The organism is Nonlabens agnitus (genome assembly GCF_002994045.1).
Lineage (GTDB): Bacteria > Bacteroidota > Bacteroidia > Flavobacteriales > Flavobacteriaceae > Nonlabens > Nonlabens agnitus.
In genome coordinates, this window is sequence record NZ_MQUC01000003.1 from 2,912,744 (window position 1) to 2,927,385 (window position 14,642).

Below are 14,642 nucleotides of genomic sequence, written 5' to 3' on the forward strand. Positions count from 1 at the left end.
CATCATGGAAGTAAAAAAATCAGAAAACGCAGATTTGCGTAAAAACATTACCATCTATGCCTTAATGGGTTTAGCATTTATGTTATTGCTCTCATGGCAAGGACTAGAGTATGAATCTAAGCAGGTCGATGTAGAAGAAATCTACGATGAGCCTATGGTTATGGAAGAAGTGGAAGATATTCCTATCACACAGATGATGGATACACCACCACCACCGCCACCACCGCCACCAGCACCCGAAGTAATAGAGGTTGTTGAGGATGAAGTAGAAATTGAAGAGGTTGAAATTCAAGATACTGAAACTGACGAGCAAGAGGAGATCGTAGAAATCGATGAAGTAGCTGAAGAAGTTGGTGTTGTAGAAGAAATTGCTGACGTACCATTTGCAATAATTGAAAATGTACCTGTTTATCCTGGTTGTGAAAGCGAGAAAAACAATGCAGATCGTAAAAAGTGTATGCAGGAGAAAATCACACGTTTTGTGAGAAAAGAGTTTGATACTGGTATTGCAAATGAAGTTGGTCTTTCAGGAAAACAAACGATTAGCGTTCAATTTAAAATTGATAGAAACGGAGATGTTGTAAATATTGTATCTAGAGCAAAGGATCCTAAACTACAGACAGAGGCCGCAAGGGTTATGAATAAATTACCTAAAATGACGCCAGGTAAGCAAAGAGGTAAACCAGTAGGTGTTATTTATGGACTTCCTATCATTTTTGAGGTTCAAGACTAAGAATCTTTAAAGAATTAACAAAAATCCGCTTCATGTTTATGGAGCGGATTTTTTTATGGTATGTTTCTTGAAGATGGTTTTAAATAACATAAAACCATTATTATGAGAAATCTAGACTCCAAAGTAGGTGCTGCAACACCAACTGGAACCAGTAGAGCGGACAAGAAATCCGTGAGCATCAAGACCAATTCATCCATCAACTTCCTTATCGGGCTCTGTGCGGTAATGATGTTTTCCTTTGTGGTTATTGAATTACAAACTCCTAAAATCGATCGGGAATATACCATAAGCCTACGGGATGATTATGTGATCGAGTCAAATCTGGACAGGTTCAGGATTGAAAAGCCACAGCCAGAGCCACGTCCTGTAAAACAGCCTAAAGAGCCAAAAGTTCAAGAACCTAAAGTCAATAAAATCAAACCACCGGTAATTGTTGACAATAGCGATCCAGAACCAACTGAAGATCCAGAGCCCAGCGATACACCTTTACACGAGCCTGCAGAAGACTCACCCACAACTAACACGTCTGAACCGTCAAAAACAGCAACTGTTTCCAACGAGCCTCGTAATGTCATGAGTGTTACCGAAGTCCCTTTGTTCCCAGGTTGTAGTGCTTCATTGAATAACGAAGAGCGTATCAATTGTTTAAATGAAAAAATGCAGCGGTTTGTTCAAAGACGTTTTGATTTAAGCCTTGCCAATGAGTTAAACAATACAAAACAAGTCAATATCACCGTGGTTTTTACCATCGGGACTGATGGTTTACCTAAAGACATCCTTGTGCGAGCGCCTAGCGAAGAATTGAAAAAAGAAGCCTATCGCATAGTTTCAAAACTCCCTAAAATGACACCAGGAAAATTTGAGGGTGCAGACGTCAATACGACTTATGCCCTACCTATCATTTTTAGGATACAGTAAAAACAATTGTACGGTGACACTTTCAATTCAATCGTAGAATAAATCTGGATGGAGTAAGGTGCTACATTCGATACCTTTGCTATTGAATTCAAAGCCTTAATGTCAACTGCACAAAGGATTTCCAGTATATTTAGCCCAAATTTGCCATGTTCTATGAGAATGATATGCGCCATTTGGGCTCTTTTTTTTGGATGTTTTGCAGTTGCTCAAAGCGAGTTGGAGACCTTTCCCATATTTCCGGCCTGTGATCGAATAGATAACGATGCTGCACTGGAACAATGCTTCTACCGTGAACTATACAAAAACCTGTACCAAGCCTATGATCAGACTGCTATGGACAGCACTTCAAGTAAGGCTACTTTGCGTTTTGAGGTAAGTCGCGAGGGCAAATTTGAGCCTATCATTTTTGATGCGCCTACCGCAGCTCTCAAGGAGTCACTCTACGAGGCTTTCGGTAAACTGGAACCTATCACTCCTGCGGTCTACAATGGCAGCCCGACGTTTATGCAGTTCATCGTCAATGTCCAGTTGCCTATGAAGGAGAATGGATCTTTCTACATTATCAATCAGAATGAGGACGTAAAGGCCAATGCTGGTCAAGATGATGGTAGTGATATCGCTTTCGCGAAAGCGAACAACAATTACAACAGCATTACATCTAACAAATACGATGGACAAGAATTGAAGTCCAATGCGACCATTCCATTTTCTTACCAGCGGTATCATCGCTATGAGGCCGCGATGAATAAGGTGGGAAATAATGCGCATACAGCGGTCAAACCCTACACATTTAACTATGTGAATCAATATTTTGATATGGAAGAAGAACGCAATTCCTTATTAAAGGATAGCGGTACATGGCTGGGTCGCAAGTTCTGGAATGAGCATTTCTTTGAAGTGGCAGGCGAGGATTATTGGTTTGTTATCGATCCAGGTGTGGATTTACAATTGGGAAAGGATACTGGCGAAGATGTCAATACCTTTAACAACACGAGACTGGTAGCCCTAAACGGTGGCGTAGGCAAACAGATTACCTTTGGTGCAACCATTCAAGAATCCCAAGGACGGTTTGCACAGTATTTTAATCGCGAGATCACGCAGCGTGCTCCAGATGGTGGTAATCCTGGAATTGTTCCTGGCCGTGGTATTGCCGAGGATGGCGGCGAGAACATCTATGACTACCCAGTAGCGACAGGCTATGTCAATTATAAGCCCAGTAAATATTTTGATCTACAAATAGGCCATGGGCAGCACTTTATAGGTGATGGTTACAGGTCTTTGGTCTTGAGTGATAACTCACAACCATTTCCATACGTAAAAGTGAATGCCAAATTCTGGAAGATCGACTACACGGTGTTATACACTTCCTTAAGAGATGTACGACCTGAAGTGACGGCAGACGATTCTTTCAGGACGAAGTATATGACGCATCATTATTTGAGTTGGAATGCTACTAAACGTTTGACACTTGGTTTTTTTGAGAGCGTTTTATGGCAAGACGACAATGGTCGTGGTTTTGATTTCAATTACATCAATCCATTGATATTCTATCAAACCGTAGAACTAGAAACCGGATCCAGAGGTGGAAACGCCTTGCTGGGAATCACTGGTAAGTACAAGATAAGCGATCGTGTTACGGCATACGGTCAATTGGTACTGGATGAATTTGCCAGCAGCTCTGTCATTAGCGGTGATGGAAGCTATCAAAATAAAAGTGCCTACCAATTAGGTGTTAAGTACCAGAATGCATTTTCAGTTCCTAATTTGATGCTTCAGGCAGAATATAACCGAGTGCGACCTTATACGTATAGTCACAACACCATCGTGCTTAATTATGGGAACAGCAATCAAGCGCTTGCGCATCCATGGGGCGCTAGTTTTTATGAAGCCATACTCATAAGTAGATATACTAAAGATCGCTGGTATGGAATCGCCAAAGCGATTATAGGTGAACGAGGTTTTGACATCTTGTCCAACGGTGATAACGCCTATTATGGTGGTAATATCTATAGAACTGAAGATGATCGCATCGCAGACAATAGAAACACTCTAGCTCAAGGTAACAATGCACCTTTTTCCTATGCGGAATTGGAGGCTGGTTACCTTATCAATCCAGCAAGTAATTTGAAGGTCTATGGTCAATTCATTTATCGCAACATATCGCCAGAGATTGATAACGCCGTGGTCCAGGATGCCACCACAACCTGGTTCAATTTTGGTATACGAACAGACATCAGTAATTGGGGATTTGATCGCTAGAAATAGTGTTTTAAGAACAGATTATCATTAGATCCAGTGAGATTGAGCTACATTTAAACTCATTTTTTTGTCATGATAGGATATTATATAATTGGCGGACTGGTATTTCTGATCAGTGCGTTTGTAAGCAATAAGCTCAAATCAAAATTTAAGAAATACTCGCAGATACAACTGCAAAATGGGTTGACTGGCGCGCAAATCGCTCAAAAAATGTTGTCTGACCATGGTATTACAGATGTTGATGTGATCTCTGTAAAAGGTCAACTAACAGATCATTATAATCCTTCCAATAAAACGGTGAACTTAAGTGAACCTGTATATTCCATGCGCAATGCTGCTGCAGCAGCCGTTGCAGCACATGAGGTAGGTCACGCCGTGCAACACGCGCGTGCCTATTCCTGGTTGGGAATGCGCTCAAAACTGGTTCCTGTGGTAAGTATCGCCTCTAAGTATTCCCAATGGGTTATTATAGGTGGAATTGCACTTGCGGCCAGCACCGCTTTTGGTAACACCTTACTCTTGATAGGTATTATCATGTATGCCATGGGAACGCTGTTTGCGTTCATCACCTTGCCGGTAGAGTATGATGCCAGTAATAGAGCATTGGCCTGGTTGGAAAATAAGCGCATGCTCACTCAAAATGAGCACGCTGGTGCAAAAGATGCCCTCAAATGGGCTGCACGCACTTATTTGGTCGCTGCCATTGGTTCACTTGCTACCTTACTTTATTTCCTGTCGATTTATATGCGCAGACGCTAGCGATTCAAAGCATTATAGCCCAGATACGGAGTTTCGCTTTCGCGAAAGCGAATTCCATATTCCTGCAGTTCTGATAATATAGGCTCGTAAACCTCTCTAGAAATTGGGATCTGCACGCCGTAGGTTTTGATGGTGCCGTTTAGGATAGCCAAGGCTGCCATCGCGACAGGTAGGCCAACGGTTTTGGCCATGGCCGTTTGTCGGTCGCCATCGCCTAGGCACACCATGGTGCTGTCTATTTGCTTCTTCTCACCACCTAGTTCGTAGCCAAATTTGTGATACATCACGATCATGTCTTTTTCGCCTTTTTGGAGCGTCCAGCTGTCTTCCAAAATCTTTTGAAGCGCCATGGCTGGTGAGGCGTCCTTGATACCTATGGTTTTTTCGTTATTGAAAAGGTCCAGTTCCATCAATTTTTCCCACATGATGTCATCTTGATCGATTTTGAGTTCATGGCGCATTTTAAGCTCGACACTATCTGTAGGCGAATAGGGCAGGAAGCTGTTTACAAATTCCCGGTAGGTCATGTTCTCTGAATTGTCCAAAATATAGGAGTCATCTGTCATTCCTAGTTGAACAAACATATTCCATGCTTTGCTGTAACCTACGCGACGCATGGTACCACGATACAGCGTGGCAATATCGTCCAGTCCATAGATCTCACGATATTGTAAGCTATTTCTATTGGCATAGGCCTCAAAACGACCGTAGCCATCCACATCTAGAAATTCCGTCCTACGGAATAACCTGTGATATGGGATGTATTTGTATTTATTTTCCTGTATAAACTTTGCTGCACCTCCTTGACCGGCAACCACGACATTACGTGGGTTCCAGGTAAACTTATAATTCCATAGGTTGTTATCATCTTCTGGCGCTACTAATCCACCGGTAAAGGATTCAAAAAGAATCATTTTGCCACCTTTGTTTTGAATACGATCAATCACCTGCATGGCGCTCATATGATCGATTCCTGGATCCACGCCTATTTCATTCATCAATACCAGCTTCTTTTCTTTTGCTGGACCATCCAGTTCCTGCATTTCTGGACTCACGTAGCTTGCGGTAACCATGCTTTTTCCCAGTTTGACACAATCTCTTGCCACTTCTATATGAAATCGTGCTGGCAACATGGAAATGATGATGTCTGCTGTTTCAATAATCTGCGTTCTTGCTGTTGCATTGAAGATGTCCAACTCCATAGCTTTGGCGTTATCATTTCCATCTATAAGTGCTTGAGCAGCCTCAAGAGATTTATCTGCCAGAGTGATATGAAATTGTTCCTTTTTTGCCTTTTTTAAAAGATAATCAACTAGAACTCCGGTGGATTTTCCAGCACCTATAATCAGAATGTAACGCATGCCTGTCGTAATTTTGGTTGAAGTTAAAATTCTTCACTTTAATAACCCTTCAAATGGAAAATAAGTTATTGGTAACAGGTTGTGGTTTCATTTTAATGGCAGTCGTTCTAGGTGCCATTGCTGCCCATGCCTTAGAAAACTATCTTACTATCGATCAGTTGCGTAGTTTTGAAACAGGCGTGAGGTATCAAATGTATCATGGTCTGGCCTTATTGATTTTTTCCCAGGTAAAACTTTTATCGAATTCTTCAAAAAAAGTGCTATGGATCTTGTTTTCTACGGGTATGGTCCTATTTAGTTGGAGTATATTCTTGTTGTCGACGGGCTCTATTTATGGCATTGACGCTAGTTTTTTAGGTCCCATTACACCTCTAGGCGGATTGCTCCTTATCTCAGGCTGGATTTATGGAATAGTTAAAATTTGCCTATATAAATTGTAGAATAGTTGTTGAAGAGCACATTATATCTCTACTTTTGCAAAAACAACTTGAATAATTACTAAATCATGGCTTCTAACAAGGTAGCAACGCAAACGATTTCGTTATCTAATTTTGGTATCAACAATTCAAAAATCAATTATCAACTCAGTCCAGAAGAGTTACAGTCACGTTCTCTGGAAGATTATGGTGGCAGAGAAACAAAAAATGGTACTCTCGCCATCAACACAGGTGAGTTTACAGGTCGATCGCCTCTAGATCGATTTATCGTCAAAGACCACGTCACTGAAGAGCTGGTCTGGTGGGGAAATGTAAATATCCCATTCAATAAGAAAGATTTTGACAACCTACTTGTTCGGGTGACAGATTATCTGGATGGAAAAGAACTCTTTGTACGAGACGCTTATGCTTGTGCACATGAAGATTATCGTTTGAATTTGAGAGTCATTAATGAGTATCCATGGTCCAACATGTTTGCTCACAATATGTTTCTAAGACCTGAAGAAAGTGAACTGGAATCTTTCACACCAGAATGGACGATCATCAATGCGCCAGGATTTATGGCAGATCCCAAACTGGATCGTACTCGCCAGCATAATTTTGCTATCCTAAATTTTACCGAAAAAATCGCGCTTATAGGCGGTACAGGTTATACTGGAGAGATTAAAAAAGGAATCTTCAGTGCCCTTAATTTTATTTTACCAGTCTACAAAAACACCTTGCCTATGCACTGTAGCGCAAATGTTGGGAAGGATGGGAATACGGCTATCTTTTTTGGTTTGAGTGGTACTGGTAAAACCACATTATCTACAGATCCTGAAAGAGAATTGATAGGCGATGATGAGCACGGCTGGACTTCTAATAATGAAGTTTTTAATTTTGAAGGCGGCTGTTATGCAAAGGTCATCAATCTTAATGCAGAGCAAGAGCCAGAAATCTTTAATGCCATAAAGCCAGGTGCTATTCTCGAGAATGTAGTTTTGAATGATGACAAAACCGTAAATTTTGAGGACACTTCCATCACACAAAACACACGTGTGAGTTACCCTATACACCACATTGATAACATCAAGGAACCATCAGTAGGTAAGAATCCAAAGAATATTTTCTTTCTTACAGCAGATGCCTTTGGCGTATTGCCTCCTATTTCAAAACTAACTCCAGGCCAGGCGGCTTACCACTTCATAAGTGGCTACACTGCAAAAGTCGCAGGAACTGAAGCTGGTGTTACAGAGCCTCAACCTAGTTTCTCGGCTTGTTTTGGTGCACCCTTCATGCCGTTGCATCCTACTAAATATGCACAGATGTTGAGTCGCAAGATGAAGGAGCAAGGCGTTACCGTATGGTTGGTCAATACAGGTTGGACCGGTGGCCCGTATGGTGTAGGTCACCGCATGCCACTCAAATATACCAGAGCGATGATTGCGGCCGCTTTAGATGGCTCATTAGAAGCTGCAAATAAGGACAATTACCACATTCACTCCATGTTTGGACTGGCGCAACCACGCGTGGTACCTAACGTCCCGACTGAAGTCTTGAGCCCGCGTAAATCTTGGAATAATGATACCGGCTACTATGAGACCGCCGCAAAACTGACCAGATTCTTTAGAGAGAATTTCAAGAAGTTTGAGGCGCAGGCATCTCCAGAGATTATCGCTGGTGGTCCACTCAAATAAGATCAGACATACCTTAAAAGTAAAGCGTCCCATTCAGCTGAATGGGACGCTTTTTTTATGCTATGATTTTTGAGAAGTTTCGCTTTCGCGAAAGCGAAAACATTCTAAGCCTTATCTAAGGACTTGATGTAGTTTTCAATGGCCATGGTCATGGATGGAGACTCTGGTGTAGGTGCCTGAATATCGATGCGTAATCCTTTATCCTTTGCCGCCTGGCTGGTTGTGTTGCCATAAACCGCTATTCTTGTGGAATCCTGCGTGAAATCAGGGAAGTTCTGGAAAAGGGATTCAATACCACTAGGGCTGAAGAATACCAGTACATCATACTTCACGTCTGCAAGATCTGAAAGGTCACTTATAACGGTTCTGAAAAACGTCGCCATTTTCCATTTGATGCCCAACTCATCCAACTGCTCTGGAACAAGGTCCTTGAGCTTGTCGGTGGTAGGTAATAGGAAAGATTCGTTTTTATGCTTTTTGATAAGAGGCATCAATTCTGGAAACGTACGTTTCCCTACGTAAATCTTACGCTTTCTATAGACCACATATTTTTGTAGGTAGTAGGCAACAGCCTCGCTCTGACAAAAATATTTTAAGGTGTCTGGAATTTTGAACCGCATCTCTTCTGCCACTCTAAAAAAGTGATCAACACTGTTGCGGCTGGTAAGAATTATGGCGGTGTATTTGTTGAGGTCCACTTTTTGCTCACGCACCTCTTTTGCAGACACGCCTTCTACATGAATAAAGGAGCGGAAATCTATCTTTACCTTTGTCCGATCAACGAGACTCTGGTAAGGTGAATTTTCCATTTTAGGTTCAGGTTGGGAAACTAAAATCGTTTTCACTTTCATACACTATTTTCTTTATTAGTAAAGGGTTCACACTGTAATATACTTATACAAAAGCAGGTAGGGTGCGATTTCAAGCGTGCAAAGATACAAAATAAAATAGAAAAATGAAGCAGACAAGGCGTTGCGATGGTTATAAAAAACCAAAAAATGATAGACGATAATCACAGCGCCAGCAACGGCTGCCGTGATTTGAATAAAGCCGTTTGATGTAGGAAAGATGTAGTAAATCGAGATCACGATAACCATCAATAAAACACTTAATGCTGCCCGGTAAAGATTGCGCTCATGGTCAATGGAAATCAATAAATCTTCAAAATTTGCGATAGTTGAAAGAAGCTTTGACAGGTAGTGTTTAAAGATCAAAAAAGTGCTTACGGCTGTAAGAATCAGGATGAAATTGGTCAAGGATTGAGAGCCATTCTGTACTGTGGATAGTTTAAATAAAATCAAGGCTATGCTTATTCCATAAATGATCAAGCCCAGATATTTATAGCCATGGTGATTGTCTATCCTGCCATCTCTAGAAATTTTAATAAATCTGGAGCTTACGTAAACGCTCAAGAATTCACTTACCGGTAGCGTCGTAAACTGCCTTGCGACTGCAAAAGAAAGCAGGCACATAAAGATGATGATGCTTATCCAGTCAAGGGATTCTGTAATACGATACAACGCGTCCATAGGAACGTAAAAATAAGAGGATTTTATAATCGTGAGGATAAGGCGGCACTATATTTTCTTACTTTTGTGGGTTGCTATGAATCACACTTTAGTCATTATACCAACCTATAACGAGCGCGAGAATATTAAGCCGATTATCGATGCTATTTTAGGGGACCATCCAGAGATTCATTTGTTGATTGTAGATGACAATTCGCCAGACGGTACGGCAGCATTGGTGCAAGAAAAAATGCAGGATTTCCCTAATAGGCTTTTTCTTGAAAACCGTACAAAAAAATCTGGATTGGGAACTGCTTACATTCATGGCTTTAAATGGGCGATGGCTAGAGATTATGAGTATGTTTTTGAAATGGATGCAGATTTCTCTCACGACCCGGCAGATATTCAAACCTTGTATGAAGCCTGCGCGGTTCACGGTGCAGATCTGGCCATAGGCAGTAGATATGTAAAAGGAGTAAATGTTGTGAACTGGCCCATGTCCAGAGTACTACTTTCCTATACGGCTTCAAAATATGTAAGGTTCATCACAAGAATGGATATACATGACACTACAGCAGGATTTAAATGTTTTAGAATGTCGCTTTTGCGAAAGCTGAATCTCGACAAGATTAAGTTTGTAGGTTATGCCTTCCAGATAGAAATGAAATTTAAGGCCTACTTGTTGAAGGCAAAGATTATTGAAGTACCTGTAATTTTTACAGACCGTTCTAGAGGACAATCAAAAATGAGTACAGGTATTATTGGAGAAGCCGTTACCGGCATTTTGAAAATGAAATTGAAAAGCCTTTTAGGCACGTTGGAAATATGAAAAAGACATTGATAAAGAACGCTAGGATTGTTACAGACATGAAAGTGTTCGATGGTGATATATATATTGAAGGCGACACCATTGTTGAGATAGCAGATAGCATCAGTGCCAAAAGTGGTGACACATCCATCATTGATGTAGAAGGTAAATATGTCCTTCCAGGAGTGATCGACGATCAGGTGCATTTTAGAGAGCCTGGATTGACACACAAAGGTGACATCGCTAGTGAAAGCGCTGCCGCCGTTGCTGGCGGAATCACGTCCTACATGGAAATGCCCAATACCATTCCTCAAACCACCAGTATGGAAGAATGGCAAAAGAAAATGGACATTGCCGCTAGAGATAGTTATGCAAACTATGCCTTTATGCTAGGTGGTACAAACGATAATCTAGAAGAGATCCTTAAAGCGGATACCTCACGTATTCCAGCGCTCAAATTGTTTTTGGGATCTTCAACTGGTAATATGTTGGTCGATGATGTAGAAGTCCTGAAGAAAATATTTTCAAAGGTCAAGTTAAGAATCGCGCTACACTGCGAGGATGAAGGTACGATCAAGGCTAATTTGCAAAAAGCCATTGATAAATATGGCGAGGACATTCCGTTTGATCAACATCCAGTAATACGTGATGTGGAAGCGTGTTACAAGAGCAGTTCCCAAGCTATCAAACTAGCACAAAAGACAGGAGCCCGTATTCATGTGTTCCATCTTTCCACAGGAAAGGAAACGGCTTTGTTTGAGAAAAAGGCCTCTCTAAAGGACAAGCAAATCACTTCAGAGGTTTGTATACATCACCTGTGGTTTACTGACGAAGACTATGCGTCAAAGGGATCAAAAATTAAATGGAATCCAGCCGTCAAGTCTGTAGACGATCGTGAGCAGCTATGGAAGGCCTTACTGGACGATAGGATCGACGTTATTGCGACAGACCATGCACCTCACACATTAGAAGAAAAATCCAACAAATACCTTAAAGCACCTAGTGGTGGACCGCTTGTACAACATGCACTTACAGCTATGTTGCAATTTGTCCACCAGGAACGCATCACCATAGAGAAGGTTGTACAAAAAATGTGTCATAATCCTGCCATCCTATTTGATATTCCAGATCGAGGTTTTATACGTGAAGGTTTCAAAGCAGATCTGGTTGTTGTAGACACAAATAATCCATGGACGGTGACTAAAGAAAACATCCTTGCTAAATGTGGCTGGTCACCCTTTGAAGGAGTCACTTTTAAAAGCAGAATCTCACACACGCTTGTCAATGGTCATGTAGTGTATCAGAATTTCAAAGTCAATGAAAACAAAGCTGCTCAGGCTCTAACTTTCAAGCGATGAGAAAATTATTGACGTGTAGTATATTGTTATGGTTGGCTGGCTGTCAAAATATAGAAAAGTCACCTAAACCTGATGATTTCTATGGCGATGACAAGATGATTGAGATCATGGCAGATCTTTATCTAATGGAAGCTTCCATGACTACAAATCGAGTAACTTTTACAGATTTAAAGGTGCTGCCTCATGAATTTATCTACGATAAATACGACACAGATAGCCTCACATTTGCAGAAAATCTTGAGTATTACACAGACCGCAACGACAAATATCTGGAGTTGATGGAGCAGGTAAAAACTAAGATGGAAGTTTTGCGGGATACCATAGACTCTAATATGAGCACGCAAAAAACATCAGGTTCAGCAAGCCTGGAACCTAAGGTATCCTTAGAAGAGGATCCCGATAACGATTAATCGTTTTAATTTTTCTGCTTCTGGTAATTTAAAGCAACGCGCTCGATGGTTTGTTTGAGATCCTTAAATTCGTAGGATAGGGCTTCGGTTACCTTATCATTGCTGTAAATGGTTCTTGAGGTAAACGTTTCAATCTGAGCGATACTTAAACCCTTTACAATACCTAGCCAAGATGGGATTTTAAGAAGCGCGTAGACCGTATACAACATCCATTTTCTCAATTTGAAATAGGGTTTCTTTGAGTTGAGTGATGTAGAGATAAGATCTAGCAAATCTTTAAAAAGCTGGTTTTCTGCAATTAGAATAAAGCGTTCATTTTTGATGCTGGATTCCATGAGTTGCTGCATGATACTCACCACATCTCTCACATCCACAAAACCAGAACTTCCGGAGACATAAAAAGGTTGGTTATTGGCCGTCTTGCTAAACAATTGACCACTACCCGTATCGTAGCAACCTTCTCCCAGAATCACTCCAGGATTTACTATGATAACTGGCAATCCTTCTTGCGAAGCTCGCCAGGCTTCCATCTCACCGCCGTATTTCGAAATGGCATAATCGGTATTTTTAGCATCTGGATTGAAAAAATCCTCCTCATTGATGGATTGGTCGCCTAGAGGATTTCCCAGCGTCGCAATACTGCTTACATAACAAAACTTTTCCACCTTACGAGCAATGGATAGATCAATCAAGTGTTGGGTTCCCGTGACGTTCACTTTTTTCAATTGCTCAAAGGAATCGGCATCCAGTGCCGCGGCGCAGTGATACACCTGCTTCACACCTTCCATCGCATTTTCAAGGCTGGGTAAATCCAGAATATCTGCCTGGATCCAGTTGATGTTATCCACCAGCGAGGCTGCTCCATCCTCATAGGAATCAAAGATGCGCCTGGTTTTATCAATAGAGGCTTTGGTCCTGTAAATGGCGTTAATGGTTAGTTCGCTTTCGCGAAAGCGATATAATAAATGGCCGCCTACCAGACCAGTTCCTCCTGTGACTAGAATCATGTCTGTAAAAATACACAATAGCCGCCGTTGTGCGCCCGCAAGTTGCGTAAAGCCCATATATTTGCAGGTTTTAAAGCTAGATTATGTCCTACGATTTTGTAAAAGAACTACAATGGCGCGGTATGATTCACGATATCATGCCTGATACGGAAGAATTACTCAACGCTGAAACGGTAAGTGGTTACATAGGTTTTGACCCAACGGCAGATTCCCTGCACATAGGTAGTATGGTCCAAATCATTTTGCTCATGCACCTGCAACGTGCTGGCCATAGACCCATTGCGTTGATAGGTGGTGCGACTGGGATGATAGGAGATCCATCTGGTAAAAGTGCAGAGCGCAACTTGCTCACTCAGGAAATTCTAGATAAAAACATCGCTGGTGTAAAATCTGTCATCTCTAGGTTTATTGATTTTGAAGATGGTCCAGAAGAAACGCGTGCCATACTGGTAAATAATTATGACTGGATGAAGGATTTCAGTTTGATTGATTTTGCCAGAGATATAGGTAAGCATATCACAGTCAATTATATGATGGCCAAAGATTCTGTCAAAAAGAGAGTTTCTGGCGAAGGCGATGGAATGAGTTTTACAGAGTTTACCTACCAATTGTTTCAGGGTTACGACTTTGTACACCTTTATAAAAACCTCAATTGCAAGTTACAGATAGGTGGATCTGATCAATGGGGAAATATCACGACGGGAACAGAATTAGTTCGTAGAATCACTGGTGGCAAGGCTTATGCTTTGACGACTCCATTAGTGACTAAAGCTGACGGTACAAAATTTGGAAAAACAGAATCTGGTAATATCTGGCTGGATGCTGATAAGACTAGTGTTTATAAATTCTACCAATTCTGGATCACTGCAACTGATGAGGACGCGATTAATTGGATCAAGATTTTTACATTTTTGGATGAGAAAACCTGTAATGACTTGATCGAGCAACACGCCAAGGATCCAGGTTTTAGAATTTTACAAAAAAGACTGGCTGAAGAAGTAACTGTCATGGTTCACGGTCAAGAGGCCTACGAAACTGCCGTAGAGGCCAGTAAGATTTTGTTCAGTAAGAAAGTGTCCATGGAGCAATGGAACAGGCTTGATAAAGAAACCCTATTAGAAATCTTTGAAGGCGTTCCACAGACTACCATTTCAAAATCAGATCTTGAAAAAGGTATTGAAATCGTTCCTTTCCTCACTGACGTTACAGGCTTTTTACCTTCCAACAGTGAAGCGCGTAGAGCCTTAAAAGAAAATAGTCTCGCCATTAACAAGGAAAAGTTTGAAGACGATAAGGTTGTGGGCTTAGACGATGTGATTGCTGGTAGTTTGATATTATTGCAACGTGGTAAAAAGAATTATTTCTTGGTGTTAGTCGACTAACAAACATGAAAAAATCACAGTCAATA

Annotated in this window: 14 protein-coding genes; 10 read left to right on the top strand and 4 right to left on the bottom strand. The window is 41.2% G+C overall.

Going from position 1 to position 14,642, the window contains the following annotated elements; all coding sequences use genetic code 11:
- Window positions 1-4: 4 nt before the first annotated feature.
- The 4 genes from BST86_RS13390 (at window position 5) to BST86_RS13405 (ending at window position 4,669) form a co-directional block, all read left to right on the top strand.
- Window positions 5-733: an energy transducer TonB gene (locus tag BST86_RS13390; protein ID WP_105983682.1), complete on the top strand. Its 729-nt coding sequence runs from the start codon at window positions 5-7 to the stop codon at window positions 731-733.
- A gap of 102 nt (window positions 734-835) precedes the next feature.
- Window positions 836-1,651 (top strand): energy transducer TonB, encoded by an 816-nt coding sequence (locus tag BST86_RS13395; protein WP_105983683.1) that lies wholly within the window; start codon window positions 836-838, stop codon window positions 1,649-1,651.
- A gap of 153 nt (window positions 1,652-1,804) precedes the next feature.
- The gene (locus BST86_RS13400) at window positions 1,805-3,910 is read left to right on the top strand and encodes a capsule assembly Wzi family protein (protein ID WP_242446539.1); all 2,106 of its coding nucleotides are present in this window, start codon (window positions 1,805-1,807) and stop codon (window positions 3,908-3,910) included.
- 72 nt (window positions 3,911-3,982) lie between these two features.
- Window positions 3,983-4,669 (top strand): zinc metallopeptidase, encoded by a 687-nt coding sequence (locus BST86_RS13405; RefSeq protein WP_105983684.1) that lies wholly within the window; start codon window positions 3,983-3,985, stop codon window positions 4,667-4,669.
- Here the strand turns inward: BST86_RS13405 and BST86_RS13410 are convergent.
- Window positions 4,666-6,030, bottom strand: coding sequence for a saccharopine dehydrogenase family protein (locus BST86_RS13410; protein ID WP_105983685.1), 1,365 nt, complete (start codon window positions 6,028-6,030; stop codon window positions 4,666-4,668). The genes BST86_RS13405 and BST86_RS13410 overlap by 4 nt on opposite strands.
- A gap of 53 nt (window positions 6,031-6,083) precedes the next feature.
- On the opposite strand from BST86_RS13410, the gene BST86_RS13415 reads away from it, so the two are divergent.
- The gene (locus BST86_RS13415) at window positions 6,084-6,470 is read left to right on the top strand and encodes a DUF423 domain-containing protein (protein WP_105983686.1); all 387 of its coding nucleotides are present in this window, start codon (window positions 6,084-6,086) and stop codon (window positions 6,468-6,470) included.
- 65 nt (window positions 6,471-6,535) lie between these two features.
- Window positions 6,536-8,143 carry a phosphoenolpyruvate carboxykinase (ATP) gene (pckA, locus tag BST86_RS13420; protein WP_105983687.1) on the top strand — a complete coding sequence of 536 codons (1,608 nt, stop codon included), beginning with the start codon at window positions 6,536-6,538 and terminating at the stop codon, window positions 8,141-8,143.
- Between the two features lie 104 nt (window positions 8,144-8,247).
- Here the strand turns inward: pckA and BST86_RS13425 are convergent, their stop codons facing one another.
- Window positions 8,248-8,994, bottom strand: coding sequence for a uroporphyrinogen-III synthase (locus BST86_RS13425; protein ID WP_055411732.1), 747 nt, complete (start codon window positions 8,992-8,994; stop codon window positions 8,248-8,250).
- A 27-nt stretch (window positions 8,995-9,021) separates the two neighbouring features.
- Window positions 9,022-9,672, bottom strand: coding sequence for a DUF4271 domain-containing protein (locus BST86_RS13430; RefSeq protein WP_105983688.1), 651 nt, complete (start codon window positions 9,670-9,672; stop codon window positions 9,022-9,024).
- A gap of 76 nt (window positions 9,673-9,748) precedes the next feature.
- Between BST86_RS13430 and BST86_RS13435 the strand changes: the two genes are divergently transcribed.
- The 3 genes from BST86_RS13435 to BST86_RS13445 are packed head-to-tail and all read left to right on the top strand — an operon-like array spanning window position 9,749 to window position 12,227.
- On the top strand, window positions 9,749-10,480 hold the full coding sequence (locus BST86_RS13435; protein ID WP_105983689.1) for a polyprenol monophosphomannose synthase: 732 nt from the start codon (window positions 9,749-9,751) through the stop codon (window positions 10,478-10,480).
- Window positions 10,477-11,817 carry a dihydroorotase gene (locus BST86_RS13440; protein WP_105983690.1) on the top strand — a complete coding sequence of 447 codons (1,341 nt, stop codon included), beginning with the start codon at window positions 10,477-10,479 and terminating at the stop codon, window positions 11,815-11,817. Before BST86_RS13435 ends, BST86_RS13440 begins: the two co-directional genes overlap by 4 nt.
- Window positions 11,814-12,227, top strand: coding sequence for a DUF4296 domain-containing protein (locus tag BST86_RS13445; RefSeq protein WP_105983691.1), 414 nt, complete (start codon window positions 11,814-11,816; stop codon window positions 12,225-12,227). The genes BST86_RS13440 and BST86_RS13445 overlap by 4 nt, the downstream gene beginning before the upstream one ends.
- Before the next feature lie 5 nt (window positions 12,228-12,232).
- Here BST86_RS13445 and BST86_RS13450 read toward each other — a convergent pair whose 3' ends face one another.
- The gene (locus BST86_RS13450) at window positions 12,233-13,291 is read right to left on the bottom strand and encodes an NAD-dependent epimerase/dehydratase family protein (RefSeq protein ID WP_242446540.1); all 1,059 of its coding nucleotides are present in this window, start codon (window positions 13,289-13,291) and stop codon (window positions 12,233-12,235) included.
- Window positions 13,292-13,317: 26 nt separating this feature from the next.
- Between BST86_RS13450 and tyrS the strand changes: the two genes are divergently transcribed.
- Window positions 13,318-14,616: a tyrosine--tRNA ligase gene (gene tyrS, locus BST86_RS13455; protein WP_105983693.1), complete on the top strand. Its 1,299-nt coding sequence runs from the start codon at window positions 13,318-13,320 to the stop codon at window positions 14,614-14,616.
- Window positions 14,617-14,642 lie beyond the last annotated feature (26 nt).

Coding starts and splice junctions, on each gene's coding strand:
- BST86_RS13430 (WP_105983688.1), bottom strand. CDS start 9,672: ATGGACGCGTTGTATCGTATTACAGAATCCCTTGACTGGATAAGCATC.
- BST86_RS13390 (WP_105983682.1), top strand. CDS start 5: ATGGAAGTAAAAAAATCAGAAAACGCAGATTTGCGTAAAAACATTACC.
- BST86_RS13405 (WP_105983684.1), top strand. CDS start 3,983: ATGATAGGATATTATATAATTGGCGGACTGGTATTTCTGATCAGTGCG.
- BST86_RS13395 (WP_105983683.1), top strand. CDS start 836: ATGAGAAATCTAGACTCCAAAGTAGGTGCTGCAACACCAACTGGAACC.
- BST86_RS13435 (WP_105983689.1), top strand. CDS start 9,749: ATGAATCACACTTTAGTCATTATACCAACCTATAACGAGCGCGAGAAT.
- BST86_RS13450 (WP_242446540.1), bottom strand. CDS start 13,291: ATGGGCTTTACGCAACTTGCGGGCGCACAACGGCGGCTATTGTGTATT.
- tyrS (WP_105983693.1), top strand. CDS start 13,318: ATGTCCTACGATTTTGTAAAAGAACTACAATGGCGCGGTATGATTCAC.
- BST86_RS13425 (WP_055411732.1), bottom strand. CDS start 8,994: ATGAAAGTGAAAACGATTTTAGTTTCCCAACCTGAACCTAAAATGGAA.
- BST86_RS13445 (WP_105983691.1), top strand. CDS start 11,814: ATGAGAAAATTATTGACGTGTAGTATATTGTTATGGTTGGCTGGCTGT.
- pckA (WP_105983687.1), top strand. CDS start 6,536: ATGGCTTCTAACAAGGTAGCAACGCAAACGATTTCGTTATCTAATTTT.
- BST86_RS13440 (WP_105983690.1), top strand. CDS start 10,477: ATGAAAAAGACATTGATAAAGAACGCTAGGATTGTTACAGACATGAAA.
- BST86_RS13410 (WP_105983685.1), bottom strand. CDS start 6,030: ATGCGTTACATTCTGATTATAGGTGCTGGAAAATCCACCGGAGTTCTA.
- BST86_RS13400 (WP_242446539.1), top strand. CDS start 1,805: ATGAGAATGATATGCGCCATTTGGGCTCTTTTTTTTGGATGTTTTGCA.
- BST86_RS13415 (WP_105983686.1), top strand. CDS start 6,084: ATGGAAAATAAGTTATTGGTAACAGGTTGTGGTTTCATTTTAATGGCA.